Origin of the sequence: Shewanella glacialipiscicola (assembly GCF_023283485.1) — a bacterium.
Classification (GTDB): Bacteria; Pseudomonadota; Gammaproteobacteria; order Enterobacterales; family Shewanellaceae; genus Shewanella; species Shewanella glacialipiscicola.
On the sequence record NZ_JAKILU010000018.1, the window covers coordinates 1 to 17,540 of the forward strand.

Consider the following 17,540-nt stretch of genomic DNA (forward strand, 5'->3'; position numbering starts at 1 on the left):
ACCCCGTTGTGAAAGGTGAATTATCGATTAACGTAAATGTAGTTTGAACAAAGTAGGACATTGACCTTGCTAAACCCGAGGTGACCATATAAGTCCTCGCTTTCGATCTTATCAAAGGTTGGCAGACTATTTTGCTACTCGTTTGCGGCTTAACTGCCAAAGTAAATCAAACTGATGATTTAAGCACTGCCATTCCAGTGACACGCCACCCCTTTTATTTCACAAGAAGTATCCATGAGGGCTCGACGACGGCATCTGCTGCATACGGAAGTGCAAATGCCGCGATCACATGGATGTGAAAGAGCGGCCATACCGTCAACGGTCACTTACATGCCAATGCTTAATTCAACCAACTCTCCAGTTATCTGTATGCCTTTTTATAAGCATACACTCTGCAAATTTAACAATGGATGGCTCGTTAAATTAACGTCTATCGCTTTGGTGTTGCGTGCTATTTGATAAAAAGATGCATATTCCGTCTTTGGTTTACTGGGCAACAACTCACTATTGTTGCGATTCACCATATGCTGTACGCTAGTTTAAATTTTTAATTGATAAACAACACTTAAGCAATTACTTAATCAATCAACGCTAGTTTGGTGTTAGCGAAAATCTCGCTAATAAAATATGGCGATATATAAATAAATCAGGGAAGATCCGCTCTAGAAAAGCGAACAAGGCAAGGAAAAGCTTTCTATACCTCTCCTTAAAGATGCTCCCCCTCTGAACTAATTGTGATTCAGTCTAAGTTTTCAGAAACTACAAGCTAATAGCTTTATTATTGTTTTTATTAAAATTAATAATTTATATGCTGTTTGGTAGCAAGTGCCATGGGCGGTAGCGTGCTTACAGATTTGGATAAAAGCACCGCCATTAACTCAAAGCTAAAACCGACCTCCCTGCTTATGAACGAGTAAAACAACCACATTCGTTGGAACCCACATGCAGAATAAAGAAAAAATTGCGGTGTTTATTGATGCCGATAATGCGCCAGCCAAGAAGTTTGATGTGGTACTCGCTGAGCTTGCAAAACACGGATTAATCAGTATTCGAAAGGCTTATGGTAACTGGAAAAGCCCGAACCTAAAGCCATGGGAAGATATCCTGCATGAATATGCCATTCAGCCTATTCAACAATTCGATTTAACCAAAGGTAAAAATGCCAGCGATATTGCTTTAGTTATTGATGCTATGGACATTCTTTACACTAAAGATATAGACATTATTTGTTTAATATCTTCGGATTGCGACTTTACCCCTTTGGTAACCCGAGCCTTAGCTGACGGCAAAACCGTTTTTGGTTTCGGAGAACGTAAAGCGCCAGCCGCTTTCGTAAATAGTTGCTCTCGCTTCCTCTACCTTGACGCAGAACATGTTGCAGCTTCTGAAGAAATAGAGGTGATATCAGAATTAACCCAGCTTCCATCAACGGCACCAGAATCAGTTAGTAAAACCAAGCAAGTTCAGCCTAAAACCGCCACACCGCAGAAATGTAATTTAAAAAGTGACTCCAAACTGCTCAATATGTTACGTCAAGCCATAGAAGCAACAGAAGAGGAAGATGGCTGGGCGCAACTCGGCCCAATAGGCTCACATATCTCAAATCACAGCTCTTTCGATCAGCGAAACTATGGATTTAAAAAACTCAGCGACCTATTTGCCGCAATAGATCTCTTCGAAATGCGTAAAACCCACGGCTCAGTGCTATGGGTAAGATATATAAAAAGAGCAAAGAAGAATAGGAAGTAAAACCTACTATTAACTTTCAAAAAATTACAAGTGTAAATTAATCAACCTTACAAAATCACAACAAAACCATCCCGAAAAAGGCAAATCAACGGACAACTTTGATAACGAAAAATAGAAATTTAACAATGACTTTCTCGTTATATTCACTGTTTAAATATGCAAAAAACCAAAAGATATGCAAACCCTCGATTAATTTTCTGTATAAAAAATAATAATGACAATAAAGTTAGAACCACTAAAAATCTAAAAACATAAATCAATGGCTAATGAAATGATTAAAAAAATAATAGCGAAAAATGGAAAAGTTTTGACTTAAATGAAACTTTTAATGAAATAAATATCAGTAACACTATAAAATCACTTAATGAGTATATTGTAAGTTTAGATTCTTTTTATACAACATATACATCAGATTCTAAAAACTCATTCCTTCGTTATTATCAAAAATTTACAGTTGACGCTAATGACAAAGAAAATAGCCAATTTATTAATGAAGCATTATTTTTCGCTAACTATGACGAAAATTCATTAAATGATGATAATGTAATCTTATTCTCTAGCCCTATGATTGTGTCTGAACTAAATTGCACTGACATTCCAAGCGATGAAAAAACAAGTTTAGTTAGACTTATCACTTTCATTGGGAGTGATAAAAAAATCACAACAAAGAGAACATTATTCAAAAAAAACCTATTTGATGATAAAGATATCACAAAATATGAAGTTCATGATGTCGTATTAGGTTTTATTCTTCCAAGAAAATGTAATTTCCACTCTATAAAGCTTGTTAGCTTTGACAGACTTCATACAGATCATAATCAACTTGAACGTACACAAAAAGCTTTACAAAAAGCTACTGATGACTCTTTGATTGAAAATCACAATATTGTAGAAAAGTTAAATGATATCAATTCAATAATAAATCTTGGGTTCGAAAAGTTTAGTTTAATTGAGAAAGACATACAATTATTGGAACAAAAGAAAAGCTATACTGAAAATAGTCTTGAAAACAATCAAAAATCACTTAGCCAATTGAGTCATGATTTTGAATTATCAAGCAAAACATATGAAAAAATACAAAATGACATATCAAAGTTGACGAATAAATTACACAACCTTCAACAACAGACCGATGTAGAATCTGAGAAATACAAACGTGAAAAAGAAAAACTTATCAATGTAATGGATGAGTCGCTAAAGGCTAATGACTCTTTGATTTTAATTAACAAAGAACTAAAAGAAGCCAATAAAGAGAAAAATCTCACAACCCTTGATATGGTTGGACACTCAAATGAAACATCAAAACAACTCAGACCTTATATTCTATTAACCCTACTCACATTCGCCGGTTTGGCGTGGATGGCTCAATACATTTATAGAAATGGAGAGAATTTTGTCTCTTTAATTCCTTTACTAGCTAATATTAGTACTTTGGATATTCTTATAAGTAGGCTTCCACTTGTCACAGCTACAATCTTAATAATTGGAGGGTTATCTGGTGTACTAATTTACTTAGTGAAACATATTGTTTCATTGAACACCGAAAAAATGACAATGCTAAAAGCAGCAATTCTTGCAGAACAAATTACAAACTCACTTGATTGTAAGGCCATGAGTGAGCAAGATATACTTGAATTTAAGCGTGATACAAAAATTAAGTTAATCATACAAGTTTTTACTAAAAATGATACTGAACTGAATAAAAATAATAATAATTTAATCATCGAGGCTTTGAAGGCGCTAAATTCAAAGTAATGCAAAGATGGGACAGGATAACTCTTTTAGGTTTAACAGCCGACACCGAGATTACAAAAGTTCACCCTACCCTGCGAAGTTGCTGAAGGGCGTTGGAATAAATTGCGTGAGTCCGGACATGGATGTCCGGCTAGCTTTCGTAGGTACAGGGACGTTGCCTTCGGAAGCGATAGCAATTTATCCATAAGCCCAAGGCCAGTATCTAATGCATGTAACTTCGCTAGGGGCGGCAAGGGAGATCCAAGAGGGAATTGCTGTTGATCCCCTCTTGGTCGGGTGTGGGCTGAAACCCCACGACTTTAATTCACCTCGGCCGTTAGGCCGCAATGACTAACAATGTAGAAAGATGGAACCATCTAACCAACAACAGCAACAGCAACAGCAACAACAGCAAAAGCAAAAGCAAAAGCAAAAGCAAAAGTATACGATGTTACACTTTTAGAAATATTTCAGTGCTTAAACCCCAAAAAGTGTAGCTAAGTGCACCTGAAACTTACTCACGTGGTTAGACCAAGAAAACAAAACCCCGACTCAGTTACCCGAGTCGGGGTTTTCATTGTTCAATAAAGTGCAGAGCTTTAGAACAGCATAAATTATCGCAATCTAGCGCAGGAAAAATCGTTTTAGAGCAAGGCTTTTTGTTGCGACGTGTAGTGTTTTTCTACACGAGTAACAAAGTAACGCAGCTATAAACGATTTTAACCAGCTAGGATCACATCATGCCGCCCATTCCACCCATGCCACCCATACCGCCCATATCTTGGCCGGCATTTTGTGGAATTTCAGCAACCATTGCTTCAGTTGTGATCATCAGACCTGCGATTGATGCAGCGAATTGCAACGCACAACGGGTCACTTTAGTTGGGTCAAGAATACCCATTTCTAACATGTCACCGTAGGTGTCGTTACCCGCGTTGTAACCGAAGTTACCACTACCGTTTTTCACTGTGTTCGCAACAACTGACGCTTCTTCACCTGCGTTAGTCGCAATTTGGCGCAGTGGCGCTTCCATTGCACGCAGTGCGATAACCACACCGTGTTTTTGGTCTTCGTTCAATACTTCAACTTCAGCAATTTTAGAAGCTACGCGAACCAGAGCAACACCGCCGCCAGGTACTACGCCTTCTTCTACTGCTGCACGAGTTGCATGCAGTGCATCTTCAACGCGGGCTTTTTTCTCTTTCATTTCAACTTCAGTTGCTGCGCCAACTTTGATGACTGCTACGCCGCCAGCTAATTTAGCCATACGCTCTTGCAGTTTTTCTTTGTCGTAGTCTGACGTTGATTCTTCAATTTGTTGTTTGATTTGGCTTACACGAGCAGCAATTTGTGTTTGCTCGCCGTTACCATCGATGATGGTGGTGTTATCTTTAGTGATTACAACACGCTTAGCCGTACCTAAATCTTCTAGGGTCGCTTTTTCAAGCTCTAAGCCGATTTCTTCAGCAATAACAGTACCGCCAGTCAGGATAGCCACGTCTTGCAGCATTGCCTTACGACGATCGCCAAAGCCTGGAGCTTTAACAGCGGCTACTTTTACGATACCGCGCATGTTGTTAACTACTAACGTAGCTAATGCTTCACCTTCAACGTCTTCAGCAATAATAAGCAATGGCTTACCGGTTTTTGCTAGACCTTCAAGAATCGGTAACAGCTCGCGAATGTTAGAGATTTTTTTGTCTACTAACAGTACATATGGGCTGTCTAACTCAATGCTGCCAGTTTCTGGCTTGTTGATGAAGTAAGGAGATAGGTAGCCACGATCAAACTGCATACCTTCTACGACTTCTAATTCGTTTTCCAGCGCTTGGCCTTCTTCAACGGTGATTACGCCTTCTTTACCGACTTTTTCCATCGCAGTTGCGATGATTTCGCCGATAGATTCGTCTGAGTTTGCAGAGATAGTGGCAACTTGCGCAATCGCTTTTGAATCTGCACAAGGTTGTGATAAAGCTTTTAATTCAGCAACAGCTGCAATAACCGCTTTGTCGATACCGCGCTTAAGATCCATTGGGTTCATACCGGCTGCAACGGCTTTTAAGCCTTCAACAACAATGGCTTGGGCCAGTACTGTTGCAGTAGTAGTACCATCACCGGCAGCGTCGTTGGCTTTAGAAGCAACTTCTTTCACCATTTGCGCGCCCATGTTTTCGAATTTATCTTCTAATTCGATTTCTTTGGCAACAGATACGCCGTCTTTAGTGATCAGTGGTGAGCCAAAGCTCTTATCTAATACCACGTGACGACCTTTAGGGCCTAAAGTCACTTTAACTGCGTTTGCTAGAATATTTACGCCAGCCAACATTCTTAAGCGTGCGTCGTTACCAAATACAACTTCTTTAGCTGCCATCTTGATTATCCTTTAAATTTTTAATGATTAATTGGAATGTCGAATTGATGCTGAGGATTAACCCACTACTGCCATCAGGTCAGCTTCTGACAGGATCAAGACTTCTTGACCGTCAATTTTTTCTTTCTTCACGCCGTAACCTTCGTTGAAGATCACCACGTCGCCCACTTTGACATCCAGTGGTTTAACTGTGCCATTTTCTAAAATACGGCCATTGCCCACAGCGAGGATTTCACCGCGTGTTGATTTTTCAGCGGCGCTACCAGTCAGTACTATGCCACCCGCTGAGGTTGATTCAACTTCTAAACGCTTAACGATTACGCGGTCATGTAATGGACGAATATTCATCTATGAACTCTCCTAATGATTTGATGCCCTACAAACGAGCCGATTTGTGATTAAAAAAACAGACACCTTAGCCTGCTTCTTTCTTGTGTGAGATATGGGGCTGATGCTCTCCAGATCCAAGGGCATTAATAAAAAAAACTTCACTTTTTTGATGTCAGTTTTTTCAAGTGAGCACAATCCTGCTAGAATCTCGCCTCCGCTCGCTAATAAGGCACTATTTTTCCCATGAAAGACAGACACGGGCTGCTCACCGCGCCAATTGGTCGTGTACTGCTCAACATGAGCCTCCCCAACTTAATTGGCATTATGACCATTTTAGGTTTCAGCCTGGCTGACACTTTTTTTATTAGCCAACTGGGCACCGAAGCCTTAGCAGCCATCAGTTTTACTTTTCCAGTGACCTTAGTGATATCCAGCATCGCCATTGGGATTGGCGCTGGGGTGTCGACTAATTTAGGCCGGCTTATCGGTTCGGGAAACGCCCATAAGGCAAAGGTATTCTTACATGATGCTTTGCTGCTGACCTTTAGCTTAATCGCCAGTTTAGCGGCTCTTGGTAGCATTTTTATCGAGCCATTGTTTCGCCTGCTCGGCGCCAACGATGACAGCTTGCCGCTGATCCACGACTATATGATTTTTTGGTATGTCAGTGCGCCGCTGCTGGTATTGCTCATGGTAGGTAACCAAGGATTACGCGCCACTGGCGATACCCGCTCCCCGGCGATGATTATGACGCTAGCGGCGATTATCAATCTGATCCTCGATCCTTTATTAATTTTTGGGATTGGGCCATTTCCACGTTTAGAAATTCAAGGTGCTGCGATTGCGACACTTATAGCTTGGTTAGTGGCGTTATCTTTATCGGGATATCTATTGATTGTTAAGCGTAAAATGCTCGAATGGACTACTTTTGATATCGATAGAATGCGCGCTAACTGGAGCACCTTAGCCCATATCGCACAACCTGCTGCCTTGATGAACTTAATCAATCCGTTAGCCAATGCCATTATTATGGCGATGTTGGCACATATCGATCACAGCGCGGTAGCGGCCTTTGGTGCGGGTACTCGCTTAGAGTCGGTATTATTAATCGTGGTGATGGCACTGTCGTCGAGCTTAATGCCCTTCATTGCGCAAAACTTAGGTGCAGGGCAACCACACAGAGCGAAAGCAGCGCTGTTGTTGTCGATAAAATTTATCTTTATTTTTCAAACCTTACTTTATATTCCACTGATTTTTTTAGCCGAACCTATTGCACATTTATTCAGTACCGATCCGCAGGTTATCGAGTGGCTAAGTTTTTACATCTTGGTGCTGCCCTGCGCCTATGGGCCATTAGGGATGGTGATTATTGTCGCAACCTCGCTCAATGCCTACCATAGACCGATGAGTTCATTAGTAATTAATCTGTGCCGCTTAGTGCTGTTGATGCTGCCACTGGCGGCATTGGGATCGTATATTGGCGATGTAAAAGGTTTATTACTGGCGTTACCTATCACGAATATTTTAATGGGGGCGGCCTGTTATTGGTTAGCACTGCGGATTTCAGAGCCAACAAAGGTCAGCGCCACCCACGCTTAATAAGGCATAACAGGGGATGCTACGGAAAAAGCTGAACATTCTCTGAAAACGCTTTTTTAGAGGCGCGACAAGATGAACGCTTGTCTACCTCAGTACTCATATTGGTCGGTACACCATTAGGGGCTAACTCTTGCATTATGTAGTCAATAAAGCGCCTGCTAGCCAAACTTACATAACGCCTTGATGGATAAGCCAAAAAGCACTCACCTTGATAGGCATCTATCTCAGGTAATAGCATGATGAGCTCACCGTTTTTAAGGTACTCAGCAACCACTTCAGCCGGTGCATAAACGATACCGCGGCCTTGCAGCGCAAACTCAACTGCCACTTCAACACTATTGGAGCAGAAGTTGCCTTTCACTTTCACTTCTTGCTCTGAGCCTATCCATAATTCATTGAAAATTTTGCCATTTGATAAGCGAAATAACGACACATTATGGGATTCAATTTCTTTAGGCGTTGTGGGCGTACCGTGTGCGGCTAGATATTGCGGGCTGGCATAAAAACGCAGTTCGGTGGTGAATATTGTGCGTACCACTAAATCTAAGGTGTCTAAAGCCGGTTCAACCACAAAGGCGACGTCGAGATTGTGTTTGACCATATCGACCGATTCTGAACTGTGGATCACTTCTAACGTAAGTTTAGGATGCATATCCATAAAGCGAAAAATGGCTTGCATTAAGGTTTTCATGCTGTGGATAGGGAACATTTGAATGCGTAAATGTCCACTGAGTTCAGCATCGTCGTTAGTCATTTCGAATAGGGTTTCGTCGAGCTGAGCCAAAATATTCTGCGAACGCTGGTAGAAATGACTGCCCGCCGACGTGAGCGTCATAGAGCGACTCTGACGGTGGAACAATTTAATGTTCAGCTCATCTTCCAAGGCCTGCAAACGCCGACTGACAGTCGATTTAGGTAAGTTAAGTAAATCAGCCGCTTCAATCAAACTACCGGTTTCAGCAATTCGGTGAAATAACGCCAAGTCCTCTGTCTTCATTTTTACCTTAAACTCAATCTCATTATGTGAGACTGATGTTCCCAAAGCATTCCGTTTATTGCAACTAATTTTACTGCTATCTTCACGCCCTGTTATTCGAGTCGGCCATGCGGACTGGGTTATTTAACCATTACCCTACAGACCGACTCAGTGCTTTATCCCAAATGCTTCCCGGCGCGGCCGACCAGTCTCGATAACAGGAGCTGGTTGGTCATTTATTGTTAAGGTCTGTGTCTATCGGTTTATTCGTGATTTGATGGCTAGTCGGTTTGATATCACTAGCATCGACGTTATGTTCGGTCTTATCTTCAAAATCGCCCTCAAACACATTACCGTCTTTTTTAGCACTATCATCAAATGGTGCTCCGCCAAATGGGTCCTGCGGTTTAGGGCCGAAGGGACTTTGTCCCGCTTGAAAGCCACCGTGTAAACCTGCAACAACTCGTAATTGCATACGCTTAAATAACAATGCCGCAATTGGCTTACGGGTGAGTGGGGTCAAGAATAACAAGCCAATGGCGTCGGTCACAAAACCGGGGATCACGAGTAGGATACCGGCCATAGCTAACATCATGCCTTCGACGATTTCTTGCCCCGGCGCTTCACCACGGGCGAGTTTTTGTTGTACTTGCATTAGCGTGCTTAAGCCCTGACTACGGACCAAAGAAACACCAAGCACTGCAGTAAACAGTACTAAACCTATGGTCGTCCACGTGCCTAGCACTTCACCCACTCGAATAAGCACCGACAGCTCAATAACCGGGATCAGCACAAACAGTAAAAAAATAATAAAAAACATACCGACCTCAGCTTTCTCTGACTATTTCTGTAAACTAAATGGGGACTATCCGGTCTTAATTCAAGCTAAAGCAATCAACGACGCTTCTAAAGGACACAAACAACTGCTATTTAGCTCACTCTTTTGTGAACGCGCTAATGTATGAGACCATTAAAACACGTAAAGTAGCTTAACGGAGTTAGCTTAAGTGAATTTTAAGCGCCTTAAGAGATGAAAACTAACAACATGCAGCATCAGTATTTAGTGGTTAGCACGACCTGCCCCGATGAAGAACAAGCGAATACTTTGGCGCGGGCGTTAATTGAATCACGTATTGCCGCTTGTGTGCATATCTCAGCCCCAATACGTTCCATGTATATTTGGGAAGGTAAAACCTGTGACGAACAAGAATTTAGCCTACAGATTAAATGCTTACAGAGTCGATATACAGAATTAGAGCAACTTGTGCTTAGGCTTCACCCTTATCAAGTACCCGAAATTATTGCCGTGCCTGTGACCCACGGGTTGCCAGCTTACTTAGATTGGATAAAAGACAACACGCAGCCATGAAAAAACTACTCAGCCTTATTTTTACATCTTTATTGTTCCTCACGCCCTTAGCCCACAGTGAAGGAGTTTTCGATAATAAATTCGACTTCATGAAGAGTGAACCAGAATTGATGCCTGTCGATCAAGCTTTTGCCTTCGATTTCAAGCAAGAAGGTAATCAGGTCAAGCTCAATTGGGTGATTGCCGACGGCTACTATATGTACCGTGACAAACTTAAATTTAGCGTCAATGGCGCAGAATTAGGCACAATAGCGCTGCCAAAGGGTAAACCCCATAATGATGAGTATTTTGGCGAACAAGAAGTCTATTACACCTATGTAGATATTCCCGTAGGCCTAAAACAAGCCGATGAGAAAGCCACGCTCACAGTCACTTTTATGGGCTGTGCCGAAGGTAAATTGTGTTATCCCCCAACAAAACGTGAAGTCGTTTTAAAAGCAGTCGCGGCCAATGATGGTTTAATTGCAGGTGCCAAAACAACAGAATCTGCCGCAATAGCAGAGCCAAGTGTTACTGATAAATCTAATACGCAGCCGATTACTCAGCAAGATACCCTAAGCCAAATGCTATCAAACGACAGCTTGATTTGGACTTTAGTCATCTTCTTTGGTTTAGGGGTCGGCCTGGCATTAACGCCTTGTGTGTTCCCCATGTACCCGATTTTGTCAGGCATTATTGTCGGCCAAGGGAAAAAACTCTCCACCGCGAAAGCCTTCACGCTATCGATGGCTTACGTACAAGGTATGGCGATCACTTACTCTATTTTAGGGTTAGTGGTGGCATCGGCGGGACTTAAATACCAAGCGGCATTGCAACACCCAGCGGTGTTAGTGGTACTCGCCATTCTGTTTTTTGTACTCAGCTTATCAATGTTTGGCCTGTACGATTTAAAGCTGCCATCAAGCTGGCAGCAGAAGATGAACTCTGTATCAAACAACCAAAAAGGCGGCAACTTAGTTGGCGTATTCTTTATGGGCGTGATTTCTGGTCTTGTTGCTTCACCTTGTACAACCGCGCCACTGTCTGGCGCACTGGTTTATGTCGCCCAAACCGGCGACCTACTCCAAGGTTTCTTAGCCTTATATGTGCTGAGTATGGGCATGGGTCTACCACTACTTATTATCGGGACTTCAGGCGGTAAACTATTACCTAGAGCCGGCGCTTGGATGGACATAATCAAAACTGTCTTCGGCTTCTTGCTGATTGCTGTGTCTATCGTAATGCTCGGCCGTATTTGGACGGGCGTAATATCTGATGTGCTCTGGTCACTGTGGGGCGTGAGCTTCACCGGCTACTTAATGCATCAAAACAAACTCAGCCCCTTTAATTGGAAACAAACGGTCCGTGCTGTGTTGTTAACTCTGATGCTACTGGCGAGTTTCTCCTATGGATTCCAAGCCGTGATGGGTCACTTTGGCTTTAATCACAATCCTGTAGGCACAACGGCAACCACCGAAGAAGTCCATGGCTTTAAACGTATTAAGTCGATTGAAGATCTTGAGTATGAAATCGCCGCCGCTAGCGCCCAAGGTAAGCCCGTGATGCTGGATCTCTACGCTGATTGGTGTGTGGCCTGTAAAGAATTTGAAGCCATTACCTTTAAGGATGCCGCTGTATTAGCCCGCATGAACAAAATCGTGCTACTACAAGCGGATGTGACTAAGAGTGACAAGGTGGATGTGGCTTTACTCGAAAAATACCATGTACTTGGCCTGCCAACTTTATTGATATTTAACGAACAAGGCGAGCAAAGGGAAGATTTACGTGTCACCGGCTTTATGGGCCCCAAAGATTTTGCAGCCCATTTAGATCATCTGGTGAAATAGCCACGACTAAGGTGTCGTCGTTTAAATGTGGTCGCTGAGATATAAAACCCTTGAGCAATTTAGCTCGCACTTGTTTTAAGCAACAGGGGATTTACTGCAACACCAATAAAAAGCGGACTTTTTTCATTAAAAGTCCGCTTTTTTGTTCAAGTGTCATAGATTTCTTATACAATCACTGAGAATTTTAGACTTTTTGGATTAGAGCGTAATGGAACCTGCCATCCTCATCATCACACTTATCTGCGGCATGCTGGTCAGCCGTATAGGACTCCCACCACTCATCGGCTACTTAGTGGCGGGTTTTGTGCTATTTGTACTCGGGATCGATAAAGAAAGCCTGCCATTATTGCAAGAGCTCGCCAATCTTGGTGTCACACTCCTCTTATTTGCCATCGGCTTAAAACTTGATATCCGCAGCCTATTTAAAGCTGAAGTATGGGCGGGGTCGAGCATACATTTAGTGCTCTCAATGTTGATTTTTATTCCGTTTCTTAAATTATTAGGTCTGGTCGGGTTAAGCCAACTCACCAGCCTTAACTTAGAGCAACTGACATTAATTGCCTTTGCACTAAGTTTTTCCAGCACAGTGTTTGCGGTCAAAGTACTAGAAGATAAGGGCGACGTGCAATCACTCTACGGCCGCGTCGCCATTGGTATCTTGATTATGCAGGATATCTTCGCAGTGCTGTTTTTAACCATTTCTAAGGGCGATGTCCCTTCGGTATGGGCCTTTGCACTGTTGTTGCTTCCATTTGCTAGACCGCTTATCTATAAAATCTTCGACCGTGTTGGCCACGGTGAACTTTTAGTGCTATTTGGCCTAGTAATGGCACTCGTGGTAGGTGCTTGGTTATTTGAATCTGTTGGCTTAAAACCTGATCTTGGCGCACTGATCATCGGTATTTTACTTGCAGGCCATAAAAAGTCCTCAGAACTAGCAAAATCGCTGTTCTACTTTAAAGAGCTATTCCTTGTAGCCTTCTTTTTAACTATCGGTCTTAATGGATTACCGACAATATCAGATGTCGTCCTCGCGGCGCTGTTAGTGTTATTGATACCGCTTAAGATTTTAATGTTTGTCTATCTTCTTACCCGCTTTAAACTACGCTCACGTACCTCTATGTTAGGCTCGTTTAACTTAGGTAACTTCAGTGAATTCGGTTTAATTGTTGCAGCGGTTGCGACCCATAAAGGCTGGCTCCCGCCTGAGTGGCTGGTGATTATTGCCGTAGCATTAAGTTTTAGCTTTTTACTCGCGGCGCCGCTCAATGCCACTGTCGGTGATATTTATCAACGGTTCCAGCGACGCTTAATTAAACTTGAAAAACGTCCGCTACACCCAGAAGACAGGCCAATCGCTATTGGTAATCCACGTTTCTTAATCTTAGGTATGGGCCGTATTGGTAGCGGTGCCTATGATGAACTCAGAGCACAATTTGACGGCGAAATCCTCGGTATTGAGCATAAGCAAGATTTAGTTGATTTACATCGTTCCCTAGGCCGTAATGTTGTACGCGGTGATGCGGCGGATACCGATTTTTGGGAAAAACTGGATAATGCACCGAATCTTGAATTAGTCCTGTTAGCTATGCCCCACCATACGGGAAATATGTTTGCGGTCGAACAACTGAAAAAACTCGATTATCAAGGCAAAATCAGTGCGATAGTGCAATACAGTGATGACGCCACTGCGCTCAGAGAATTAGGTGTGCACAGTGTTTATAACTTATACGAAGCCGCAGGTGCCGGTTTTGTTGATCATGTCATTACTGAGCTACTAAAGAACTCTGAGAAAAATGCGCCGCAACTACCGCTAGCAGAAGATATTGTACAAGTCACTGATCCTAAAATTAATACCGGGCCCCACAGTTAAGCACTCGCTAATATTTAACTGAATTAAAATCAGCCGCATAACGTTGCAGTTATATCTTCTGCAACATTGTGCGGCAGCTACAAAAATAACATAAACTATTACAAGTCAACATGTTACAAAAAGTCGTCATCCTATTGTGCTCATTTTCACTGTCAGTATTGGCTTTCTCATTATTACCTATCGTTTTTTCATCACAAAATCGCAGTTACATAGCCGACTCAGTCATGATATAAATCGAAGACAAGAACGAAATTAGCTCAGCTTTTTGGAATTTTTTACAGCATGTCAAATCCTGCGCAGCGCGCCACTAAGTTATTTGTCCAAACCTTTGGTACTAAACCCGATGATTTATACCAAGCCCCTGGACGTGTCAATCTGATCGGTGAATACACTGATTACAACGACGGTTTTGTACTCCCCGCCGCCATTAATTTTCATACGGTTATTGCTGTTAAACGCCGTGACGACACTAAGTTTCGTGCCGTTGCCGATGCATTTCCCGGGCAAATTAAAGAATGGAACTTCAGCCACGAAAATGACATGGATCCGCAGGACGGTTGGGTCAATTATCTTAAGGGTTTGACTGCGGCAATGGCGCAAACGGGCTTATTAGCCAAGGGGTTAGATTTAGCTATTGTGGGCGATGTACCACTAGCGGCGGGTTTATCTTCATCCGGCGCTCTAGTTGTTGCCTTTGGCACTGCCATCAGTGATACCAGTCAACTACATTTATCCCCAATGGCGGTGGCGCAGCTTGCACAGCGAGGCGAGCACAGATACGTCGAATCTGCCTGCGGTATTATGGATCAAATGTGCAGCGCCATGGGCGAACAAGACCATGCACTGCTAATCGATTGCTTAGATCTTGATAGCGAAGCCATACCCATTCCTGAAAACTTAAGTCTTATCATTATTGACGCCCATATTGAGAAACAGCGTTTAGCCGCCGCCAATCAACAGCGCCGCGACGAATGCGCACAAGCTGCCGAATACTTTGGTCTAAATGCGCTACGCCATCTCGACTTGCGCCGATTAGAAAGAGCAAAAGCTGACCTAGATGAAGTGCTATATCGCCGTGCCAGGCATGTCATCACTGAGAACCAACGCACTCAGAGTGCAGCGCGCGCGTTAGAACAAAATAACATTAAAAAATTAAGCCACTTAATGGCAGAGTCCCATGCTTCACTGCGTGATGATTTTGACATCACACTCCCCGAATTTGATATCTTAGTTGAGATTGTCAGCCAAGTTATCGGCGAACGTGGCGGCATACGTATGACCGATGGTTGCGTGGTTGCCTTAGTCGACCATGAACTGACCGATGCGGTTGTTGCGGCGGTTGAAGGCGAATTTTTAGATAAAACCGGTATAGATGCCACTGTCTATTTATGTTCTGCCAGTGCAGGCGCGGGACGAATAGATAATTAAGTTATTGTATAACAAGAACCATTTAATAATGGCTCTAGTGGCAAGTGATGAAAAGATGAATAAACCATTACGCCCATTATCAATTCGACGTTGACGCATCATGATAAGCGGATAAAGGTAGTCAGTGCGGGCTTTAACGGTAAGCAATATAGCGGTGAGTAAATAGAATGGTAAGGAATAAAATAAGCACTATTTTACTCCTTACACTCACTGAGTTTTTAGGCCGCTGACTCAGTGTTAATCATCAAAACTGTCGCTCCAATCATCATCAAAATCAACGCCAACGGCATCGGATTCAATTTCTGGTTCAACTTCAGGTTTTGCCTTACGTACAGGCGCAGTTTCCTTGACGTTGTTGAGGTCAATACGGGCTTGATGCTTACTCATGAATTCGGCTCTCGCCGCCTTCCATGCACCACTAAACTTAGTCTCAGCCGCTTTTAACGCCGCATCATCCAAGTCATAGAGATTCCCTTTAACGATATCTTCTACATACTCAATAATCGCATTACGATCAGTGTTGTATAAGTAGATACGGCCGGGAGAGGCTTCTGGCAACTGGTTATCATGGACGACAATCACGTTGCCTTTCGATGTTCTCAGCTCACCATACCAAATCTGTTTCTTTGCTGTGTTATACATATATGCCAATACCCTTAAATCAACACATACACTATGAGTTTTTTAGGTTGAATAAGCTAAACATCACTTGCTTTGAACCACTAATAGCGCCGAAAAATATCTGACGTTTTCAAGTGGGTATTTTTACAGAAAATTGCCGAGAATCAATGCCTCAAACCATGAAATTTTCACTTATTTGGTATTAATTTCAATCAAAGTGCTGAAAAAGACTTGTCCTTATCGACTTTAGCCGAAAAAAACGTCACGGCAAGTTTTATTCTTGTCATAAAATCATCAAAGCGCACAATAATCTACAAGTCATCATCGACGGTCATGTTTATTTTATTATCACACTAAGGTTAAAACGATCTTTCCACGGTGCTGGCCTGACTCCATCAAAGCATGTGCTTTAGCCGCCTCCCCCAGTGGAAAGGTCGCAAAAATATGTGGCACTATTTTATGGGCATTTAATAATGGCCATACTTTTTCAAATAATTCGGCGGCGATGGTAGCTTTAGCCTCTACACTTTGTGGCCTTAGCGTTGAGCCTGTCCACATGATCCGTTTTGCCATTAATCTGAAAATATCTACCTCAGCCTTAGGGCCACGCTGCATTGCCACCGATACCATACGCCCGTCCATCGCTAAGGCTTGTAAATCGAGATTAATAAAATCGCCACCGGCGATATCAAATACCACGTTAACGCCTTTATCTTGGGTGAGCGCCATCACAGGTTCGACAAAGTTCTGAGTACGATAGTTGATGACTTCCTCAGCGCCCAGACTTAAACAGTAATCACGCTTTTCATCATGTCCTGTGGTAGCGATGACCTTAGCGCCTAATGCACTGGCGAGCTGAATTGCCGTACTACCGATACCGCCTGAGCCGCCGTGGATCAGCACAGTTTCACCGGCTTTTAGTCCCGCACGTATAAATAGGTTACCCCATACGGTGAAAAAGGTTTCGGGTAATGCAGCCGCTTGCACATAGCTAAAGCCCGTTGGAATAGGTAAACAGTGGGCGGCATAGGTGAGCACATACTCGCCATAACCGCCGCCCGGCACTAGGGCACATACTTTATCGTTGATTTGCCATTGATTTACTCCTTCTCCAAGAGCACAAATATCCCCTGCAACTTCAAGTCCAATAATAGGTGATGCCCCTGGTGGAGGTGGATAAGCGCCCACTCTTTGTTTTATATCGGGCCCATTCACCCCAGCAGCATGTACGCGGATCAAGACTTGCCCTGCGACAGGCACAGGCAAAGGCGAGCGCGATAGCTGCATCACCTCAGGGCTACCGGGTTGCTCAACATAAATATGGGTGTAATCGCGGGGTAAAGCTGACATAAAAGCTCCTTTGAGGATGGCACTTTTGCTTAATAACAGATTGTGATGGATTAACCGTATGAGTCTAATTATCGATATGATAGATGTGAATCTTGATATGCTTAAGCTAGCGTGATTTCAAACCAAATAGCCACCATTATTCCTATTATTGATAAATTTTCATACCTATTGGCGTGGCAATCAATACGGCAAACTAAATGAATAGCATCAATAGCGTAATGTCAGTTTTAATCCGCCAACAGTACGCTTTAAATCTCTTTTTGTGCGGCTAAACCAGAGTTAGGCCTAAAGCCTTTAGGTTTAGCCGCGCACTA

General features: G+C 42.8%; 13 protein-coding genes. 7 read left to right on the forward strand and 6 right to left on the reverse strand.

Going from position 1 to position 17,540, the window contains the following annotated elements:
* Positions 1–942: 942 nt before the first annotated feature.
* Both L2717_RS13295 and L2717_RS13300 read left to right on the forward strand, forming a co-directional pair.
* Entirely contained in the window at positions 943–1,749 is an 807-nt protein-coding gene (locus tag L2717_RS13295) for an NYN domain-containing protein (RefSeq protein WP_248938069.1), read from the forward strand.
* Positions 1,750–2,319: 570 nt separating this feature from the next.
* Positions 2,320–3,504 carry a hypothetical protein gene (locus tag L2717_RS13300; RefSeq protein WP_248938070.1) on the forward strand — a complete coding sequence of 395 codons (1,185 nt, stop codon included), beginning with the start codon at positions 2,320–2,322 and terminating at the stop codon, positions 3,502–3,504.
* A 712-nt stretch (positions 3,505–4,216) separates the two neighbouring features.
* On the opposite strand, the gene groL is transcribed toward L2717_RS13300, so the two are convergent.
* Together groL and L2717_RS13310 are read right to left on the reverse strand one after the other, a co-directional pair.
* The gene (gene groL / locus L2717_RS13305; protein ID WP_248938071.1) at positions 4,217–5,854 is read right to left on the reverse strand and encodes a chaperonin GroEL; all 1,638 of its coding nucleotides are present in this window, start codon (positions 5,852–5,854) and stop codon (positions 4,217–4,219) included.
* A 57-nt stretch (positions 5,855–5,911) separates the two neighbouring features.
* The gene (locus L2717_RS13310) at positions 5,912–6,202 is read right to left on the reverse strand and encodes a co-chaperone GroES (protein ID WP_006086113.1); all 291 of its coding nucleotides are present in this window, start codon (positions 6,200–6,202) and stop codon (positions 5,912–5,914) included.
* A 225-nt stretch (positions 6,203–6,427) separates the two neighbouring features.
* On the opposite strand from L2717_RS13310, the gene L2717_RS13315 reads away from it, so the two are divergent.
* Positions 6,428–7,783 carry an MATE family efflux transporter gene (locus L2717_RS13315; protein WP_220773580.1) on the forward strand — a complete coding sequence of 452 codons (1,356 nt, stop codon included), beginning with the start codon at positions 6,428–6,430 and terminating at the stop codon, positions 7,781–7,783.
* Between the two features lie 19 nt (positions 7,784–7,802).
* Here the strand turns inward: L2717_RS13315 and L2717_RS13320 are convergent, their stop codons facing one another.
* Together L2717_RS13320 and L2717_RS13325 are read right to left on the reverse strand one after the other, a co-directional pair.
* Positions 7,803–8,780 carry a LysR family transcriptional regulator gene (locus L2717_RS13320; RefSeq protein WP_220773581.1) on the reverse strand — a complete coding sequence of 326 codons (978 nt, stop codon included), beginning with the start codon at positions 8,778–8,780 and terminating at the stop codon, positions 7,803–7,805.
* Positions 8,781–8,991: 211 nt separating this feature from the next.
* Positions 8,992–9,579, reverse strand: a complete 588-nt coding sequence (locus L2717_RS13325) for an FxsA family protein (RefSeq protein WP_220773582.1) — start codon at positions 9,577–9,579, stop codon at positions 8,992–8,994.
* Between the two features lie 225 nt (positions 9,580–9,804).
* Here L2717_RS13325 and cutA point away from each other — a divergent pair, with 225 nt between their 5' ends.
* From cutA to galK, 4 genes are all read left to right on the forward strand, one after another.
* Positions 9,805–10,128 carry a divalent-cation tolerance protein CutA gene (gene cutA, locus L2717_RS13330; protein WP_220773594.1) on the forward strand — a complete coding sequence of 108 codons (324 nt, stop codon included), beginning with the start codon at positions 9,805–9,807 and terminating at the stop codon, positions 10,126–10,128.
* A complete protein-coding gene (locus L2717_RS13335; RefSeq protein WP_220773583.1) occupies positions 10,125–11,954 on the forward strand; it encodes a protein-disulfide reductase DsbD in 1,830 nt (609 codons plus the stop codon). Before cutA ends, L2717_RS13335 begins: the two co-directional genes overlap by 4 nt.
* 208 nt (positions 11,955–12,162) lie before the next feature.
* Positions 12,163–13,827, forward strand: a complete 1,665-nt coding sequence (locus L2717_RS13340; RefSeq protein WP_220773584.1) for a cation:proton antiporter domain-containing protein — start codon at positions 12,163–12,165, stop codon at positions 13,825–13,827.
* A 282-nt stretch (positions 13,828–14,109) separates the two neighbouring features.
* Complete coding sequence (gene galK / locus L2717_RS13345; protein WP_220773585.1) at positions 14,110–15,255, forward strand: galactokinase; 1,146 nt, start codon at positions 14,110–14,112, stop codon at positions 15,253–15,255.
* A 237-nt stretch (positions 15,256–15,492) separates the two neighbouring features.
* Here the strand turns inward: galK and L2717_RS13350 are convergent, their stop codons facing one another.
* Complete coding sequence (locus L2717_RS13350; protein WP_220773586.1) at positions 15,493–15,897, reverse strand: hypothetical protein; 405 nt, start codon at positions 15,895–15,897, stop codon at positions 15,493–15,495.
* Between the two features lie 327 nt (positions 15,898–16,224).
* Positions 16,225–17,226 (reverse strand): NAD(P)H-quinone oxidoreductase, encoded by a 1,002-nt coding sequence (locus L2717_RS13355; RefSeq protein WP_220773587.1) that lies wholly within the window; start codon positions 17,224–17,226, stop codon positions 16,225–16,227.
* Positions 17,227–17,540: the final 314 nt, after the last annotated feature.